Origin of the sequence: Croceivirga radicis (assembly GCF_002072105.2) — a bacterium.
GTDB classification, from domain to species: Bacteria; Bacteroidota; Bacteroidia; order Flavobacteriales; family Flavobacteriaceae; genus Croceivirga; species Croceivirga radicis.
The window spans coordinates 218,610-235,057 of sequence record NZ_MTBC01000001.1 but is presented as its reverse complement, the minus strand read 5'-3'; the positions used below and the strand labels follow the sequence as shown (position 1 = coordinate 235,057).

Below are 16,448 nucleotides of genomic sequence, written 5' to 3'. Positions count from 1 at the left end.
AAATAAAAAGCAAGAATGTTAACAATTAAAGATTTACACGCAAGTGTAGAAGATAAAGCCATTTTAAAGGGTATTAACCTAGATGTTAAACCAGGAGAGGTACATGCCATCATGGGGCCAAACGGTTCTGGTAAAAGTACTTTGGCTTCCGTAATTGCTGGTAATGAAAATTTTGAGGTAGAAAAAGGAAGCATCGTTTTAGATGGTGAAGATTTAGAAGATGCCTCTCCAGAAGAAAGAGCGCATAAGGGCGTCTTTCTTTCTTTCCAATATCCTGTTGAAATCCCAGGTGTATCAGTAACCAACTTCATGAAAACAGCAATCAACGAGTCTAGAAAGGCACGTGGTTTAGAAGACATGCCTGCTAATGAAATGTTGAAACTGATTCGCGAAAAATCAGAATTGCTAGAGATAGACCGTAAATTCTTATCTCGTTCCCTTAACGAAGGCTTCTCTGGAGGCGAGAAAAAGCGTAACGAGATTTTTCAAATGGCCATGTTAGAACCTAAGTTGGCTATCTTGGATGAGACTGACTCTGGTTTGGATATTGATGCCTTGCGTATTGTAGCCAATGGGGTTAACAAATTAAAAAGTAAAGACAACGCCATTGTGGTAATTACCCACTATCAGCGTTTGTTAGACTATATAGTTCCAGATTATGTGCACGTATTGTACAATGGTAAAATTGTAAAGTCTGGTGGTAAAGAACTAGCCATGGAGCTAGAAGAAAAAGGATACGACTGGATCAAACAAGAAGAAACGGTATAAGCAGTAGAAGATGGAGTTGAAAGATAAATTGATTTCTTCTTTTTTGGCCTTTGAAAACCAAGTAGACCTTGACCATCCCGTACATGAGGTGCGTTCCGAGGCTATTAAGAATTTTGAAGCAAAAGGTTTTCCTAGCAAAAAGGAAGAAGCGTGGAAATACACCTCGCTAAAGAGTATAGAAAAGGTAGACTTCAGCATTTTTCCAAAAGAAACCAATGCATTGGAGTACAAAGATGTAAAGAAGTTCTTTTTACACGAAATAGATACGTACAAAATTGTATTTGTAGACGGCGTGTATTCGTCTTACTTATCAGAAACCACACATGATGGTGTGGATGTTTGTTTGATGAGTGCTGCGTTTAGTAAGCCAATGTACAAAGAGGTTATAGAAAAATACTTTAACAAGGTAGCGTCTAAAGACGAATCATTAACCACATTGAATACCGCATTTAGTAGGGAAGGAGCATACATTTACATACCTAAAAGTAAGGCCCCTAGAAAACCTATTCAAATTTTGCACTTGGCTACGGGTAACGAAGCCGCTTTAATGTTGCAACCAAGAAATTTGATTGTAGTAGAAGAAAATGCAGAAGTGCAAATCATAGAGCGTCACCAAAGTTTAACCACAAATGAAGTGTTTACCAATGCGGTGACCGAAATTTTTGCGGCTAAAGATGCTCGTGTAGATTATTATAAAGTACAGAACGATGCGCCTACCGCATCTTTGGTGGACAATACCTATATAGACCAAAAAACCAATAGTCAAGTACGTGTGCATACCTTCTCTTTTGGAGGTAAACTAACCCGTAATAACTTGAATTATTACCAGAACGGGGAGCATATAGACTCTACCCTGAAGGGAGTAACCATTTTAGGCGAAAAGCAACACGTAGACCATTACACTTTGGTGCACCATGCGCAACCTAATTGCGAAAGCCACCAAGATTATAAAGGTATCTATGGGGATAGTTCTACTGGTGTTTTCAATGGAAAAATTATTGTAGATAAAATTGCACAGAAGACCAATGCGTTTCAGCAAAACAATAATATTCTTATATCTGATAAAGCAACGGTAAATACCAAACCTCAGTTAGAGATTTTTGCAGATGATGTTAAGTGTTCTCACGGTTGTACCATAGGTCAATTAGACGAGGATGCCTTATTTTATTTGCAATCTAGAGGTATTCCTAAGAAAGAGGCCAGAGCTTTAATGATGTATGCTTTTGCCAATAACGTATTAGAAAGTGTACGTATACCAGAATTGAAAGTAAGAATCAACAAACTTATTGCCAGTAAGCTGGGAGTAAATCTTGGTTTCGATTTATAGGATAATAGTTTTTTATGACAGAAGTGGATTTTGATGTAGTACAAATACGCAAAGATTTTCCAATTTTAAATAGGGAAGTCAACGGTAAGCCTTTAGTATACCTAGACAACGCGGCTACCTCACAAACACCACAACAGGTCATAAATGCAATAGTAGACTATTACCAAAATTACAATGCAAATATTCACCGTGGCGTCCATGCTTTATCGCAAGAGGCCACGGATAAATATGAGCAAGCAAGACAAAAAATTCAGCAGCATTTTAATGCCGCCAAAGTCCACGAAATCATATTCACGTCGGGCACCACTCATGGAATAAACTTAGTAGCAAACGGTTTTTCTTCTTTGTTACAAAAGGGAGATGAGGTATTGGTTTCTGCCATGGAGCACCACAGTAATATTGTGCCCTGGCAAATGCTTTGTGAGCGTACAGGAGCTATACTTAAGGTAATTCCGATGAACGAGCAGGGAGAGTTAGTTATGGAAACCTATCAAAATTTGCTCTCTAGTAAAACAAAATTGGTTTTTTGTAACCATATTTCCAATGCTCTGGGCACCATAAACCCTATTGAAGAAATTATCAATGCTGCTCATGAGGTAGGAGCCGCAGTATTAATAGACGGAGCACAGGCTGCCCCGCATATTAAAGCAGATGTACAAGCTTTAGATGTGGATTTTTATGTGGTTTCTGCTCATAAAATATGTGGACCCACAGGGGTAGGTATGCTGTATGGCAAAGAGGAATGGTTAAAAAAATTACCTCCCTACCAAGGCGGTGGCGAAATGATAGCAGAGGTTACCTTTGAAAAAACTACCTACGCAGAATTACCGCATAAATTTGAGGCAGGTACACCCAATATTTGTGGTGGTATTGCCTTTGGCGCCGCTTTAGATTATATGAATACCATAGGTTTTGAAGCAATAGCGGCCTATGAGCATCAACTATTGGATTATGCTACCACAGAATTGTCTAAGATTGATGGTTTAAAAATTTATGGTACGGCACAGAACAAAACTTCGGTAATTTCTTTTAATATAGAAGGTGTTCACCCATATGATATTGGTACCATTCTGGATAAATTGGGTATTGCCGTACGTACGGGACATCATTGTGCCCAACCCATAATGGATTTTTACAAAATTCCTGGTACGGTAAGAGCAAGCTTTTGTTTTTACAATACAAAAGAAGAGGTAGATGCGCTTGTAGCCGGGGTAGAACGCGCTAAGAATATGTTGGTAGGGTAACAACTTCGCTTTAAGATTTCATATTTATTTTTAACAAAATATTGGGATAGTGTTAATTATTTGTATCTTCTGTAGCAAATAGTAACCATTATACACCCATTTATTTATGAAAAAGACGATTTTGACTTTGTCTGCAATGGCAGTTGTCCTTTACTCCTGTGAAAAGGAGCAATCCCCCGAAAGTGATGTTTTAGCTACGCAAGAAGTTCAAGTAGATATGAGCGACTTTTTTGTGTATACAGATGATGTTGAATCAGAAGACACCAGTGCGGGTAAAGGAAATGCTGGTAAAAATTGCTCCACTATGAAAGTGTTGAACCAGAAGCTTAAGAGCAATCCTGGTTTAGAGCAAAAAATGTATAATATAGAAAAGCACACCAGGCAATATCTTGCTGCCAAAAAAGGTAAAGGTAACGGCAATGGTGGTGGTGGCAACGGCGGAGGAGGCGATACTCCCGTTGAAGACAACCTAGGCACTATTACCATTCCAGTAATTGTTCACGTTTTGTACAACAATGCCAGTCAGAACATTTCAGATGCTCAAATTGCTTCGCAAATAGCTGTATTAAATGATGATTTTAACGCTACTAACAACGACATTAACCAAGTGCCTTCCTTGTTTAGTCCAGTAGTTGCAGATTCAGATATCCAGTTTACTTTAGATCAAGTTATCAGAAAACAAACCTCCCAGACTTCTTTTGGAACAGGTGATGCTATTAAGTTTGATGCACAAGGCGGCTCTAATGTGGTAACACCTAGCACTCATTTAAATATTTGGGTAGGTAATATTGGTGGTGGTATCTTAGGATACGCGCAATTTCCTGGGGGTAGCTCCTCTACGGATGGAGTGGTGGTTTCGCCACAATATTTTGGAACAACCGGTACGGCAACGGCTCCTTTTGATGGTGGTAGAACTACAACCCATGAAGTGGGCCATTGGTTAAACCTAAGACATATCTGGGGAGACGGTAGATGTAATAGAGACGATTTTGTTTCTGATACACCAACTTCTGACCGTCCTAATTACGGATGTCCTAATTTTCCAACTACCCACTGTAGAACTACGGATATGACTATGAACTATATGGATTATGTAGATGATGAATGTATGTATATGTTCAGTAATGGACAAAAAGAACGTATGAGAGCACTTTTTGCTGCTGGTGGTGCCAGAGAAGCTATGTTACCATAACCCAATACATTAAAATAATCAAAGGCATCTACGTTGGTAGATGCCTTTTTTGTTAGCTTTAAATATGAAAACAATTATTGCTATTTTAACCCTTTTGATGCTACAACAAAATTGTAATCAAGAAACTACTTGGGCTTTAAATTACAGGGCAGAAAGTCGCGGTTTTTACAAAGAACTGGTTTGTGATGGAATAACCCTAAAACATAGAAGTGCGAGACAAGGAACATTTAAAACCCGCAATTTAAGGGCAAAAGAGCAAGAATCTTTAGAAACGGTATTAAAAACTATTGATCCTAATAACATTTCAGAGCCAGACCAAAGTAAATCTATGATAGATGCCGCCGCTTTGGCAAGTCTTGAATTATTGATTGACGGGGTGGCCTATTCATACGAATTTGACCATGGACACCCACCCAAAGAACTAGAAGAATTGATGACCAAGCTCTTAACACTTTCTGAAAAAGTTGAGTAAGGGATTAAAATCCACTAATTTTGTACACAAATTGCAAATTACATGACCATACAGGCCATACAAGAAGAAATCATAGAGGAGTTCAGCATGTTCGATGACTGGATGCAGCGTTATGAATACATGATAGAACTGGGCAAATCCCTCCCCTTAATAGATGAGCAATATAAAACCGATGACAATATCATCAAAGGTTGCCAAAGTAAGGTTTGGGTGCACGCAGAATTAGAAGATGATAAATTGCTTTTTACGGCAGATAGTGATGCAATCATCACTAAAGGAATTATTGCCCTTCTAATTAGAGTCTTTAGCAATCAAAAGCCTAAAGACATCATGGAGGCAGATACCCAATTTATAGATGAAATTGGACTTAAAGAACATTTATCACCCACAAGGGCCAATGGATTGGTGAGTATGATTAAACAGATGAAATTGTATGCCGTGGCCTATCAAACACAAATAAAATGAGCGAAGAAACAACACTAGATACAGCAGAATTAGGAGAGAAAATCGTATTGGTTTTAAAAACCATTTTTGACCCAGAAATTCCAGTAGACATATACGAATTAGGACTTATTTATGATGTTTTGGTAAACGAAGATAATGAGGTTAAGATTCTAATGACTCTAACATCTCCTAACTGCCCGGTAGCGGAAAGTTTACCTGCAGAAGTAGAAGAAAAAGTAAAGTCTATTGACGAAATTAAAGATGCCGAGGTAGAAATTACCTTTGATCCGCCTTGGACGCAAGACTTGATGAGCGAAGAAGCTAAATTGGAACTGGGCTTACTGTAAGCATCACAAAAATGGCAGAAGAAATTGTAAATAGGGTTGCGCAAAGCAAGTTACAGGTCTTTGATTTGGAAGATTACTATCCTGTAGGGGAAAGAACCGTTTTGGATATTAAAGATTGGCTTTGGGAAGAACTGATCCTTAAGGAAAAAGAATTTAGAAGTCTAGCAGACACCCATGATTGGGAACAATACAAAGATGCCTATGTAGCCCTAAATTGTAGTACAGATGCTATAGTTCCAGGTTGGGCATATATGCTTTTAGTAAGCAAATTACAACCCTATGCCAAACAAGTAGTGGTTGGTACCTTAGAAGATTTAGAAACCAGCCTGTATCAATCAATTCTAGCTAATTTAGACGTTAGTCCTTTCCAAGATAAACCGGTAATTATTAAAGGTTGTAGCCATAAACCAGTGCCACAAAACGCTTATCTACAGGCTATGTTGAAAATACAGCCTGTGGCTAAGAGTGTTATGTACGGAGAAGCCTGTTCTGCGGTGCCTTTGTACAAGAAAAAGTAATTTTCCTTGTAAGGCAAGTGTGACTATTCTTACTTTTGCGTTTCTAAAACTATAAACACAAATCATTATGAAAAAAATACTTTTCGCCGTTCTTACGGTAGCTGGAGTTTGGATGGGCCAAGCACAGACAGAAGAAGAGTTAAAGGCTACATTGGCCGAAAAGAAAGATTCTATTGCTGCCATTCAAGGTAGGGCAAATGCTATCCAAGCTAAAATTGATGCGCTTCCTGGCTGGAAATTAGGGGCGTTTGGTACTATAGGTGGTAGTATTTCTCAGTTCAATAATTGGTATGCTCAGGGTTTTCCAGATAACTCTAGCGGAAACATTGGTTTTTCGTTCAATGCGTTTGCCAATTTACAGGAAGAGAAGTTCTTTTGGAGAAACGCATTAACGACAAACCTTTCTTGGGTTAAGTTTGATGACAAGAATGATCCAACCGATGATGATAGCTTTAGAGAAGCTACAGATGTATTCAACTTATCTTCCCTTTACGGTAGAAAATTAAGTGATAAGTTCGCGGTATCTGGTTTAATGGAATACAGAACAACTATTCTAAACAATTTTAATGACCCAGGCTACCTAGATTTGGGTGTGGGTGCTACGTGGACACCAATTCAGAATTTAGTGGTGGTTATACATCCTTTAAACTACAACTTTGTTTTTGCGGATGATGATACCATTTTTAACTCCTCTTTGGGTGCTAAAATTGTTGCGGACTATACCCGTAAAATAGGAGCTGTTGGTTTTAAAAGTAACCTATCTGCTTTCCAAAGTTACGAGAGTGGTGATTTAAGTAACTGGACGTGGACTAACTCTTTCTCTTACACCCTTTGGAAGATGATTGGTGTTGGGTTTGACTTTGGTCTAAGAAACAACAAGCAGGAGACGTTGAACTACGTGAGAAATTTAGCTGCTACACCAGATGCTACGGCTACTTTTGATTCTATAGATAACGACTTACAAACGTACTGGACATTAGGTCTTAGCTACTCTTTCTAAGTTTAAAACATACTTTATAAAAAAAGCCCGAACAAGTTGTTCGGGCTTTTTTTGATTGGATAGGTTAGTTCATACTTGTTATTGGTGTTAGTAATAACCTTGGGGCTAGTTATTAAGAACAGTACTAAAGTACTCAAGTCTTACCTATGCCCAAACTTTTTGATGTAAACCGTATTTTTTTTGTGGTTTTCGCTAAAAATTCATTTTTCTGACAGAAAAACTATTCTTCCTCAGTTTGCGAGTATTCATCAAGGTTTTCTGGATAAAGGAAATTGTTATAAGGAAAACGGGTTACGTGTATTTCTCTAACTTCGCGATAAACCCTTTGCCTAAACTCATCTAAATTTTCTTTGTTCAATGCCGAGATGAACAAAGCATTATCCCCAATTTTGTTAAACCAGGTTTTTTGCCATTCTTCCAGTGTAAAGTGTACCGACGTTTTTTCGGTCTCTAAATCATCTTCCTCAATAACCTCTGGCACGTATTGGTCTATTTTATTAAAAACCATAATGGTTTCCTTGTCCGTACTGTCAATTTCATCTAAAATTTGATTTACAGAAGCAATATGCTCTTCAAAATTTGGGTGTGAGATGTCTACCACATGTAAAAGCAAATCTGCTTCCCTCACCTCGTCTAAGGTACTTTTAAAACTTTCTACCAATTGTGTAGGCAACTTGCGTATAAATCCAACCGTATCGCTGAGGAGAAAAGGCAGGTTGCCAATAACTACCTTTCTTACAGTTGTATCTAAAGTGGCAAACAACTTATTTTCTGCAAATACATCACTTTTACTAATTACGTTCATTAAGGTAGATTTACCCACATTGGTATAGCCCACCAAAGCTACCCTTACAAGAGCGCCCCGGTTACCCCTTTGGGTTTCCATTTGGCGGTCTATTTTAGAAAGTTTCTTTTTAAGCAAAGCAATACGGTCCCTAACAATTCGCCTATCGGTCTCAATCTCTGTTTCCCCGGGTCCACGCATACCAATTCCACCACGTTGGCGTTCTAAGTGCGTCCATAGACCAGTAAGTCTAGGCAAAAGATATTCGTACTGTGCCAATTCTACCTGTGTACGGGCATAACTGGTCTTTGCACGTTGCGCAAAAATATCTAGGATAAGGCTGGTTCTATCCATTACCTTACACTTCAATAATTTTTCTATGTTATTCTGTTGGGCAGGGGTAAGTTCGTCATCAAAAATAACCGAGCTAATGTCATTTTCCTTAACGTATGCATGTACTTCTTCCATCTTACCCGTTCCTATATAAGTTTTAGGATTGGGCACATCCATCTTTTGTACAAAGCGTTTGGTTACTTCGCCACCAGCAGTATAGGTTAAGAATTCTAGCTCATCCAGATATTCTTCTACTTTTTCAGCATTTTGTAATTGATTGATGACACCAACCAATACGGCCTTTTCATATTCAATAGACTTCTTTTCAATCATATATAAAGCAAAATGCAAAGCTACATAATGTTTCCGTTCTGTTTTTGTATTTTGCCCCTTCTACTTAACCCTTATGTAAATTTTTGTAGCGCTATTCTAAAAAATTATGGAAAACCAACACGTAATTGCTTTTTATAATCTAGAAAATCTGTTCGATACCATTGACGATGCACATATTCTTGATGACGATTTTACCAAAAAAGGTTTTAAAAAATGGAAGAATAAGCGTTACCTGGCCAAAACTAGAAAATTAGCGAATGCTATAGCTAAAATTGGAGAAGATGAAGGGCTTGCCCCACCCGTACTCGTGGGTGTTGCTGAGATTGAAAACAAAAGGGTAATAGAACGATTGTTAGGGGAAGATGCCTTGAAGCACTTGGATTATGGTTATGTACATTATGATTCTCCAGACGAGCGCGGTATAGATACCGCATTGTTTTACCGTAAGGAAAATTTTGAAGTAATGGAAAGTGAAACCTTGGCGCTTTTAGTGAACAATGAATTTGGTGACCGTGATTTTACTAGGGATATTCTATATGTAAAAGGTAGGCTTAATGGAGAGGTTGTGCATGTATTTGTAAATCATTGGCCCTCTCGTAGAGATGGTGCCAAGCTTACCGCATACAAACGGATTGCCGCTGCCCACACCATTATTGAAAAATTAGAACAAATTAGGCTGGTAGAAGAAGAACCCCACGTATTGATTATGGGAGATTTTAATGATGACCCAAATTCTGAAAGTATAAAAACGTTAATGCAAACAGGTTGGTTCATCAATCCGATGCAAAAATTACTTTCCCCAACGCTAGGCAGTGCCAATTATAGGGGTAAATGGAGTCTGTTTGATCAAATAATAGTTTCTCATTCTTTTTTAAATCATGAGCCGGGCGCTCACAGCTTTTCCAAGGCTAAGATTTTTGCTCCTCATTTTCTACAAGAATGGAAAGGGAGGTATAAAGGAACACCATTTAGAACATTTGGCGGTAAAAAATACCTTGGTGGTTATAGTGATCATTTTCCCGTTTACCTGATTTTGAAACAAAATTAAAAGATTGAGAAAATTCTTACAACACTTTTTGTAAGTTTCACAACAAACATGTGTACCTGAGTGTGTAATTCGTCGATTTAAATTTGCAACTTAACGATAGATAATTAGTTCTCATCTATATTTGTAGTCCAAATCTTACTTAACCTACGTTATGGACTACAATATAAAACTTCCCGCAAAAAAGGCCATGTTTTTGGTTGCTACCAGCTTCGTATTTAGCGTTGCAACTAAAGCTCAACAGCAAGTACAATTAGAAGCAATTAAAGCAAATACCAACACTGCTAAGTTACAAGAATTAGCAAATAGCTTTAAAAAAGAGTATCAAATAACTACACAACGTATTGCGACTCAAAAACTAGTGGGAGGTTTAGAGGCTACCAGAATGGAAAAAGATGGGACTGTAGTAGCTTTAAATGGATTTGGACAAGATGGTACTCCTTTATATTATACTACACATGCAGATATGACCGCTAATATTTGCAGGGCAGATGCTTTATATGCAGATGGTTTTTTAAATGCCAATATAGACGGTACCGGAATGAAAGTAGGCGTATGGGATGCCGGTGTGGCCTTAACCAGCCATAAAGAGTTTGGTGGTAGGGTATCTAATGCCGATAATACCACAGAGATAGATAACCATACAACCATGGTAACCGGTAATATAGTTGCTGCTGGTATAGACTCAAAAGCTAGAGGGGTTGCTTATGGAGCAGAAGCTTTGACCCACAGTTGGTCTAGAGATAAAGTGGAAGTGGCAGAAGCTGCAGCAGAAGGTCTTTTGGTGTCCAATCATTCTTACGGTATTACATCTTCACAAGTTCCAGATTGGTATTTTGGGGCTTATATTAAAGTTTCTCAAGATTGGGATAAAATTATGTACAACGCACCTTACTATTTAATGGTTGCGGCAGCCGGTAACGCACAAAACTCTTTTGATAATGCAACCCCTAACTATGGTAAAACACAAGATGGTTTTGATTTATTACTAGGGTTCACAACAGCTAAAAATAATTTGGTAGTTGCCGGTGTAGATGCCAGAATAGGTAATGATGGTACAGTTAAAAAGGCCAATGTTAGTGGTTATAGTAGTTATGGGCCTACAGATGATGGTAGAATTAAGCCAGATTTAGCTGGTAACGGTACTATGGTGTATACTACCGGTTCTGCTTCTAATAACGCCTATAAAACGGCAATGGGTACTTCTATGGCCGCACCTGGTGTAACGGGTTCTTTAATTTTATTACAACAATATCACGAAAGTTTGTACGGTAATTTTATGAAGGCGGCTACCTTAAAAGGTTTGGCTTTACACACAGCGGATGATATAGAAAATCCAGGTCCGGATTATAAAATTGGATGGGGCTTGATCAATACTGCAAAGGCGGCCAAAGTATTGCAAAGCGTAGATTATAGTTCTGTAGTAAAAGAATTGACTTTAACCAGTGGCGAAACCAAAACCTTTGTGTACGATAGTAATGGTGTAGACCCTTTAATGGTGTCCGTTTCTTGGACCGATCCAGAAAGTGGAGTGGTAAATAGAGGTACGTTGAACGAAATGAAAGCTGCTTTGGTCAATGATATTGATGTAAGGGTTACCAAGAATGGAGAAACCTATTTTCCATGGAAACTAAATCCAGCAAAAGCAAGTGAGCCAGCTACTAAAGGAGACAATACAGTAGACCCTTTTGAAAAGATAGAAATAGAAAATGCTTCTGGTTCCTATGCTATAACCATTTCTCACAAAGGTACGTTGATGCATGGTGCACAAGATGTTAGTTTAATTGTTAGTGGTGTAGCTGTTTCTAGCTGTAAATTAGAAGCTCCAAAAGGTTTAGATTTAAGCCAGGTAGCTGCAACAGGAGTTTCTGTAAAATGGGATGCCCTTTCTGAAGATAATTTATATGAGGTTCAATACAAGGCTGCAGACGAAATGCAGTGGTCAACACTTTCTACTTGGGAGGCAGAAATAGCATTGGAGAACTTAGCATCAGGAACCAAGTATGAAGTTAAAGTTCAATCGGTTTGTACGGCAAATATTGCTTCCGGATATTCAGAAACCATAACCTTTGTTTTTCAAGGCGATGCTACCCAGGCCGAGCAGCCTGAAGTAAGAAAAACTTCTGATAATATTGATTTGGTCGTGTACCCAAACCCAGCGGTAAATTACTTAGAGGTAAACACTAAGATGTCTAAAGACGCACAATATTCTATCATAAACACCGCAGGTGGAACCATTAAAAATGGAAATGCGAACAATACCATAGATGTGACCAATTTGGAAAGTGGAATCTATATCATATTAGTTCAAGACTACGAAGGAACAAAAAGCACAAAATTTTATAAGAGTTAATTATTCATATGCTAGCTTGTAGTAGCTAGTAAACATTACACCCCAATATGTGGCCTAGGTTACACAAAATAAGATACTGTGGACACTATTGTTGTAAGTATCCCAAAAAAGGCCCTGTTCATTTAGGGTCTTTTTTATACGGTTTTAATTTGATGCGCTTCTAGTAGTGGTTCGCACTTTAATCTTAAGAACACTTGAGCGGTGGTAACCACATCCAATTCGCAATATTTTATTATTCGGTCCATATCTTTTTCTTCATAATATACACTGCGTACCATGCTACCGTCCATATCTTCTTTTGGTGAGGGTATTCCCAATACATTGGCCATTAGCTTTAAGGAGGTATAATGCTTATAATCGCCAAACTTCCAAAGCTCCATAGTATCCAGATGAGGTACCTCCCAAGGTTTTTTGCCAAATAAATCTAGCTTGTAAGGTAACGTAATCCCATTAATTAACATTCGCCTTGCTATGTATGGAAAATCAAATTCTTTACCATTATGTGCACATAATACATGCCTAGCCTGATTAAAATGGTCGTTTAAAAGGTTTTTAAAGTCTTTTAATAAGGTTGGTTCATTCCCGTGAAAACTGGTCACCCTAAATAGGGGCTCACTTCCTTTGTTCACAAAATAGCCTACAGAGATACAAACAATTAGCCCAAATTCTGCCCAAATTCCTGCTCGTTCGTAAAAGGCTTCCGGGGTGTGTTCTTCTTTTCGTTGGTACGCCGTTTTATGGGCCCAAAGCTCTTGTTTTTCTTCGTTTAGCTCATTATAGTCTGCTGTTTCCGGTACGGTTTCAATATCCAAGAATAGAATACTGTCCAAAGGAATTCTATTTAACATCTTGCTTCCATTTTAAAAATAGATAACCATCTATATTGTTTAGTTGTATGCTGTCTTTTTCTATAAGGCTGTAAGATAGATTGGTTGGGACTAATTTAACCTTCAAAACATTGTTTTCAACTGTAATTGTTTTTTCCTCTAAAGGAAGATTATCTAGATTGTTACCGTATTTGGTCAACGCTAAAAGTTTGCCCTTAAGTGGAATTATGGCCAAAGAATCTTCTTCCTGGTTTTTTATCATTATACCCAAGTGTTTATTGGTATAGCTAAGGGTGCAACTGTCAATGGTTACCAAATTATTGGTATGTCGGTTAAATCGTAAGGATATAAAATAGTCGTAATCTTTAATGGGAAAAACTGTTTTGTCCGTGCCATAATCATACATATGGTATTGATTGTAATTTCTTTTGATGCTTTGCGTGGTAGAATCCATTTTTATATGTAATGAATCTAGTACTAAGCGTGTATCTAACCAACGGTAATTTTTCCAGTTGTTGGTAGAATCCAAAATGACTGCATTAAAATCTATTTGTGTAACCTTGCTCAGTTTATCCAAGCTTTCTCTTTTATCCAAGTACTTTAATATAGATTCTAGCCTTTGGTATTGCTCATAATTGGCAAGCGTATCTTGCAACAACACTTGGTTATACACTTCTTTGAATTCTTTTGCCTGTGCCTTCTTAGAAATGCTAAAAGCTCCCCAAGGTCCTACAGCAGTAATCATTAGAATAAGAAATAGTGAAATGGGCAAGACTATAAGTTTTGCCTTTTTTATACATAGCATGTAGAGACTAATACCCAAAATCCAGAAGGCAGCGAGTAAAACATAATACCTATTTTCTGTTATTCCATAATCACTTACACGCCTATAGATGGCTACAAATAAGAGTACCAACAAGGGCAATAATAAATAGTAAAACCAAGGATAAAAACGCTTTATGGTCCAAGCTTTGGAAGTCTTTATAATAGGGTTTATGATTATGTGTACCATAAAACCCAACAGGGCTAAAACGGTAACCAAATAGCTTACCCAGCCTTTAGGTAATTCCCATTCCAAAAGTATTTTACCAAAGTAGGCGTAGAGAATTATCAGATAAAGCATGATTAGCGGTATTAAAATAAACTTTACCAAAACCTCTAGCGCACGTTCAAATTGAACAATACTATTTTTCCTTACTTGAGCAGGAAAATCCGATAGATAAATCCAAGTATTTACAATACCTAAGCTAAAGACGAACAATTGCCCGTAACGTTCTCCTCTAATAGTAATTTCAAACAAAGCATCTATGGCCAAGAGCGCAAGTACCAAGCCCAAATACAAGACAAAACTATATAGGAGGCTCCTGGTTAACGCTATACCCACGCATTTAAGATAATTCCAATACGCATGGGTATTCCATTCTTTTAAAAATGGCGCAAATAATACAAATAAATGGCCGGCAATAAGAAATATAAAAAAATGTGCAAGGTAGATAGGATTGTCTTCTAAGAATGGGGTATTGGATAGGTAAAAATAGAAGCCGCCCAACCCTATTAAAATTAGGATTTTAAGTAGTTGCCATGTTTTGTGTTTAGCTTGCTGCTCTATAAAAAACTGGGCCCCAATAAACCAACTTACCCCCAATATAAGGGTTAAAACAATATCTAAATTCTCATCAAACGTATTATTTACCCTATCACTTCCAATTAGATACATTACATATATTGTTCCCGTTATAGCCCAAATAAGGGTCAGGGGAAAGCGTTTAAAAGCCTCTAGACCACGGTCTAGAACTTCTTGTATAGAAGGTAGTTTCATCGTAAAAATTTGGAGCTAAAGTTAATTTTTAGACCAAAATTGGACTACCCTGAAAATAGGGAAATTAAAATAAACTTGTTTGGGTCACTGGACTCTCGTGCTCTAAAAGCCATTTTTTTCGGTGTAGCCCGCCTGCATACCCCACTAAATCTCCATTACTACCAATTACCCTATGGCAGGGAACAACGATCCAAAGTGGGTTTTTTCCGTTAGCGGCAGCTACGGCACGTATGGCTTTAGTATCTCCCAATTCTTTAGACAATGCTAGGTAAGAAACGGTCTTGCCATATGGTATTTCTTGTAAGGCTAACCATACTTTATGCTGAAAAGGCGTGCCGTCTGGATTTAAAAGTAAGTTAAATTGGGTTCTGTTACCATCAAAATACTCCTTTAATTGTGTAACGGCTTCTTCTAAAACCTCTGGTATAAGTGTTGTAGAAGTTAAATTTTGGTCTAGTACGGTTATTGACTTTAGGCCATCTGAGTCTCCTTTTAAAACGGCTGTTCCCAAGGGAGTATGTACAAAGGCCTCTTCCATTTATTTTTTAGGACCTTCTGGGGATTCAACTTCTTTTATGGGTACATCTATTATACCCAAGCGTTGCGCTCTGCTCTCCCAATTTTTGCGCGCCAAAAGCTGTAGGTTTTCCACATTATCACTTTCGTCCATAATTTCTAGTCCCAATAAGGTTTCTATAACATCCTCCATGGTTACCAATCCACTCACAGAGCCATACTCGTCCACAACCAAAGAAATATGTTCGTTTTTTTCTACAAATTTTTCCAAAAGTTGAGGTATGGGTTTATTTCTATTGGTAACCAAAATCTCTCTTTTAATGCTTCCCAGCTTGGTATCCCCTTTTTCGTTTACGATGTTTTCCAAAAGTTCGTCTTTCAAAATAAAGCCCGTTATGTTATCCATACGTTCTTTAAAAACAGGAATCCTAGAAAATTGTAAGGGTTTGTTTTTATGGTAAAATTCAGATACGGTCAGGTCTTCAGATGCTATCTTCATCACCGTACGTGGAGTCATCACATCTTTAGCCTGTATTTCATCAAAAGACAATAGATTTCTAATAACTTTTGATTCGGAAGCCTGGAAAACCCCCTCTTCCTCTGCAATATCCGTCATGGCAGAAAAGTCCTCCCTGCTAAGTACACTACCATGAGCACCTTTTTTACCAATTAGCTTGGTAAAAAGCTGTAAAATCCAAAGTAGACCCGTCCATTTCATAATAAAGACCATAATGGTTAGGGTTTTGGCGGTAAAGTTGGCCAATTGTTTCCAGTAAGTTGCACCAATAGTTTTTGGTATTATTTCTGAAGCAACCAAAATTAAAATGGTCATTACGGCAGAGATGATAAATACACCGTAACCACCTTCTTCACCATATAAAACCTCTGCTTGGCCACCTACTAAAATAGCACCAACGGTATGGGCAATAGTGTTTAAGGTTAGAATAGCAATTAAGGGTTTGTCTATGTCTTTCTTATGCTGTTCTAGTGTTGTGGCGTATACCTTACCTTCTTGTTTTTTAACGTTTAAAAATGTTGGGGTTATACTTAAGAGTACGGCCTCCAAAATTGAACATAAGAAGGAAAAGAATATGGAAATTAACGCGTAAAATATTAATAATCCCAT

General features: G+C 37.8%; 16 protein-coding genes. 11 read left to right on the top strand and 5 right to left on the bottom strand.

Annotated elements, in window-relative coordinates; translation table 11 throughout:
• The first annotated feature begins 15 nt into the window (after window positions 1–15).
• The 9 genes from sufC (at window position 16) to BUL40_RS01035 (ending at window position 7,312) form a co-directional block, all read left to right on the top strand.
• Window positions 16–768 (top strand): Fe-S cluster assembly ATPase SufC, encoded by a 753-nt coding sequence (sufC, locus tag BUL40_RS01075; RefSeq protein WP_010516158.1) that lies wholly within the window; start codon window positions 16–18, stop codon window positions 766–768.
• 10 nt (window positions 769–778) lie between these two features.
• Window positions 779–2,095, top strand: a complete 1,317-nt coding sequence (gene sufD / locus BUL40_RS01070; RefSeq protein ID WP_010516156.1) for a Fe-S cluster assembly protein SufD — start codon at window positions 779–781, stop codon at window positions 2,093–2,095.
• A gap of 14 nt (window positions 2,096–2,109) precedes the next feature.
• Window positions 2,110–3,339: an aminotransferase class V-fold PLP-dependent enzyme gene (locus tag BUL40_RS01065; RefSeq protein ID WP_080317734.1), complete on the top strand. Its 1,230-nt coding sequence runs from the start codon at window positions 2,110–2,112 to the stop codon at window positions 3,337–3,339.
• 106 nt (window positions 3,340–3,445) lie between these two features.
• Window positions 3,446–4,531: a zinc metalloprotease gene (locus tag BUL40_RS01060; protein WP_080317733.1), complete on the top strand. Its 1,086-nt coding sequence runs from the start codon at window positions 3,446–3,448 to the stop codon at window positions 4,529–4,531.
• Between the two features lie 64 nt (window positions 4,532–4,595).
• Window positions 4,596–5,003 carry a hypothetical protein gene (locus BUL40_RS01055; protein WP_141239626.1) on the top strand — a complete coding sequence of 136 codons (408 nt, stop codon included), beginning with the start codon at window positions 4,596–4,598 and terminating at the stop codon, window positions 5,001–5,003.
• Window positions 5,004–5,045: 42 nt separating this feature from the next.
• The gene (locus BUL40_RS01050) at window positions 5,046–5,468 is read left to right on the top strand and encodes a SufE family protein (RefSeq protein ID WP_080317731.1); all 423 of its coding nucleotides are present in this window, start codon (window positions 5,046–5,048) and stop codon (window positions 5,466–5,468) included.
• The gene (locus tag BUL40_RS01045) at window positions 5,465–5,794 is read left to right on the top strand and encodes a DUF59 domain-containing protein (protein WP_010516151.1); all 330 of its coding nucleotides are present in this window, start codon (window positions 5,465–5,467) and stop codon (window positions 5,792–5,794) included. The genes BUL40_RS01050 and BUL40_RS01045 overlap by 4 nt, the downstream gene beginning before the upstream one ends.
• Window positions 5,795–5,805: 11 nt before the next feature.
• Window positions 5,806–6,312, top strand: coding sequence for a DUF2480 family protein (locus tag BUL40_RS01040; protein ID WP_080317730.1), 507 nt, complete (start codon window positions 5,806–5,808; stop codon window positions 6,310–6,312).
• 67 nt (window positions 6,313–6,379) lie between these two features.
• Entirely contained in the window at window positions 6,380–7,312 is a 933-nt protein-coding gene (locus BUL40_RS01035) for a DUF3078 domain-containing protein (protein ID WP_010516147.1), read from the top strand.
• A gap of 220 nt (window positions 7,313–7,532) precedes the next feature.
• Here the strand turns inward: BUL40_RS01035 and hflX are convergent, their stop codons facing one another.
• Window positions 7,533–8,762, bottom strand: a complete 1,230-nt coding sequence (gene hflX / locus BUL40_RS01030; protein ID WP_010518848.1) for a GTPase HflX — start codon at window positions 8,760–8,762, stop codon at window positions 7,533–7,535.
• 106 nt (window positions 8,763–8,868) lie between these two features.
• On the opposite strand from hflX, the gene BUL40_RS01025 reads away from it, so the two are divergent.
• Both BUL40_RS01025 and BUL40_RS01020 read left to right on the top strand, forming a co-directional pair.
• The gene (locus BUL40_RS01025; protein ID WP_080317729.1) at window positions 8,869–9,810 is read left to right on the top strand and encodes an endonuclease/exonuclease/phosphatase family protein; all 942 of its coding nucleotides are present in this window, start codon (window positions 8,869–8,871) and stop codon (window positions 9,808–9,810) included.
• A gap of 151 nt (window positions 9,811–9,961) precedes the next feature.
• A complete protein-coding gene (locus BUL40_RS01020; RefSeq protein ID WP_080317728.1) occupies window positions 9,962–12,160 on the top strand; it encodes a S8 family serine peptidase in 2,199 nt (732 codons plus the stop codon).
• A gap of 134 nt (window positions 12,161–12,294) precedes the next feature.
• Here the strand turns inward: BUL40_RS01020 and BUL40_RS01015 are convergent, their stop codons facing one another.
• The 4 genes from BUL40_RS01015 to BUL40_RS01000 all read right to left on the bottom strand — a co-directional run bounded on the left by BUL40_RS01015 (window position 12,295) and on the right by BUL40_RS01000 (window position 16,448).
• Window positions 12,295–13,008 carry a 3'-5' exonuclease gene (locus BUL40_RS01015; RefSeq protein WP_010518845.1) on the bottom strand — a complete coding sequence of 238 codons (714 nt, stop codon included), beginning with the start codon at window positions 13,006–13,008 and terminating at the stop codon, window positions 12,295–12,297.
• A complete protein-coding gene (locus tag BUL40_RS01010; RefSeq protein WP_080317727.1) occupies window positions 12,998–14,806 on the bottom strand; it encodes a DUF4153 domain-containing protein in 1,809 nt (602 codons plus the stop codon). Before BUL40_RS01010 ends, BUL40_RS01015 begins: the two co-directional genes overlap by 11 nt.
• Window positions 14,807–14,870: 64 nt before the next feature.
• Window positions 14,871–15,344, bottom strand: coding sequence for a methylated-DNA--[protein]-cysteine S-methyltransferase (locus tag BUL40_RS01005; RefSeq protein WP_080317726.1), 474 nt, complete (start codon window positions 15,342–15,344; stop codon window positions 14,871–14,873).
• Window positions 15,345–16,448 carry a CNNM domain-containing protein gene (locus BUL40_RS01000; RefSeq protein ID WP_080317725.1) on the bottom strand — a complete coding sequence of 368 codons (1,104 nt, stop codon included), beginning with the start codon at window positions 16,446–16,448 and terminating at the stop codon, window positions 15,345–15,347.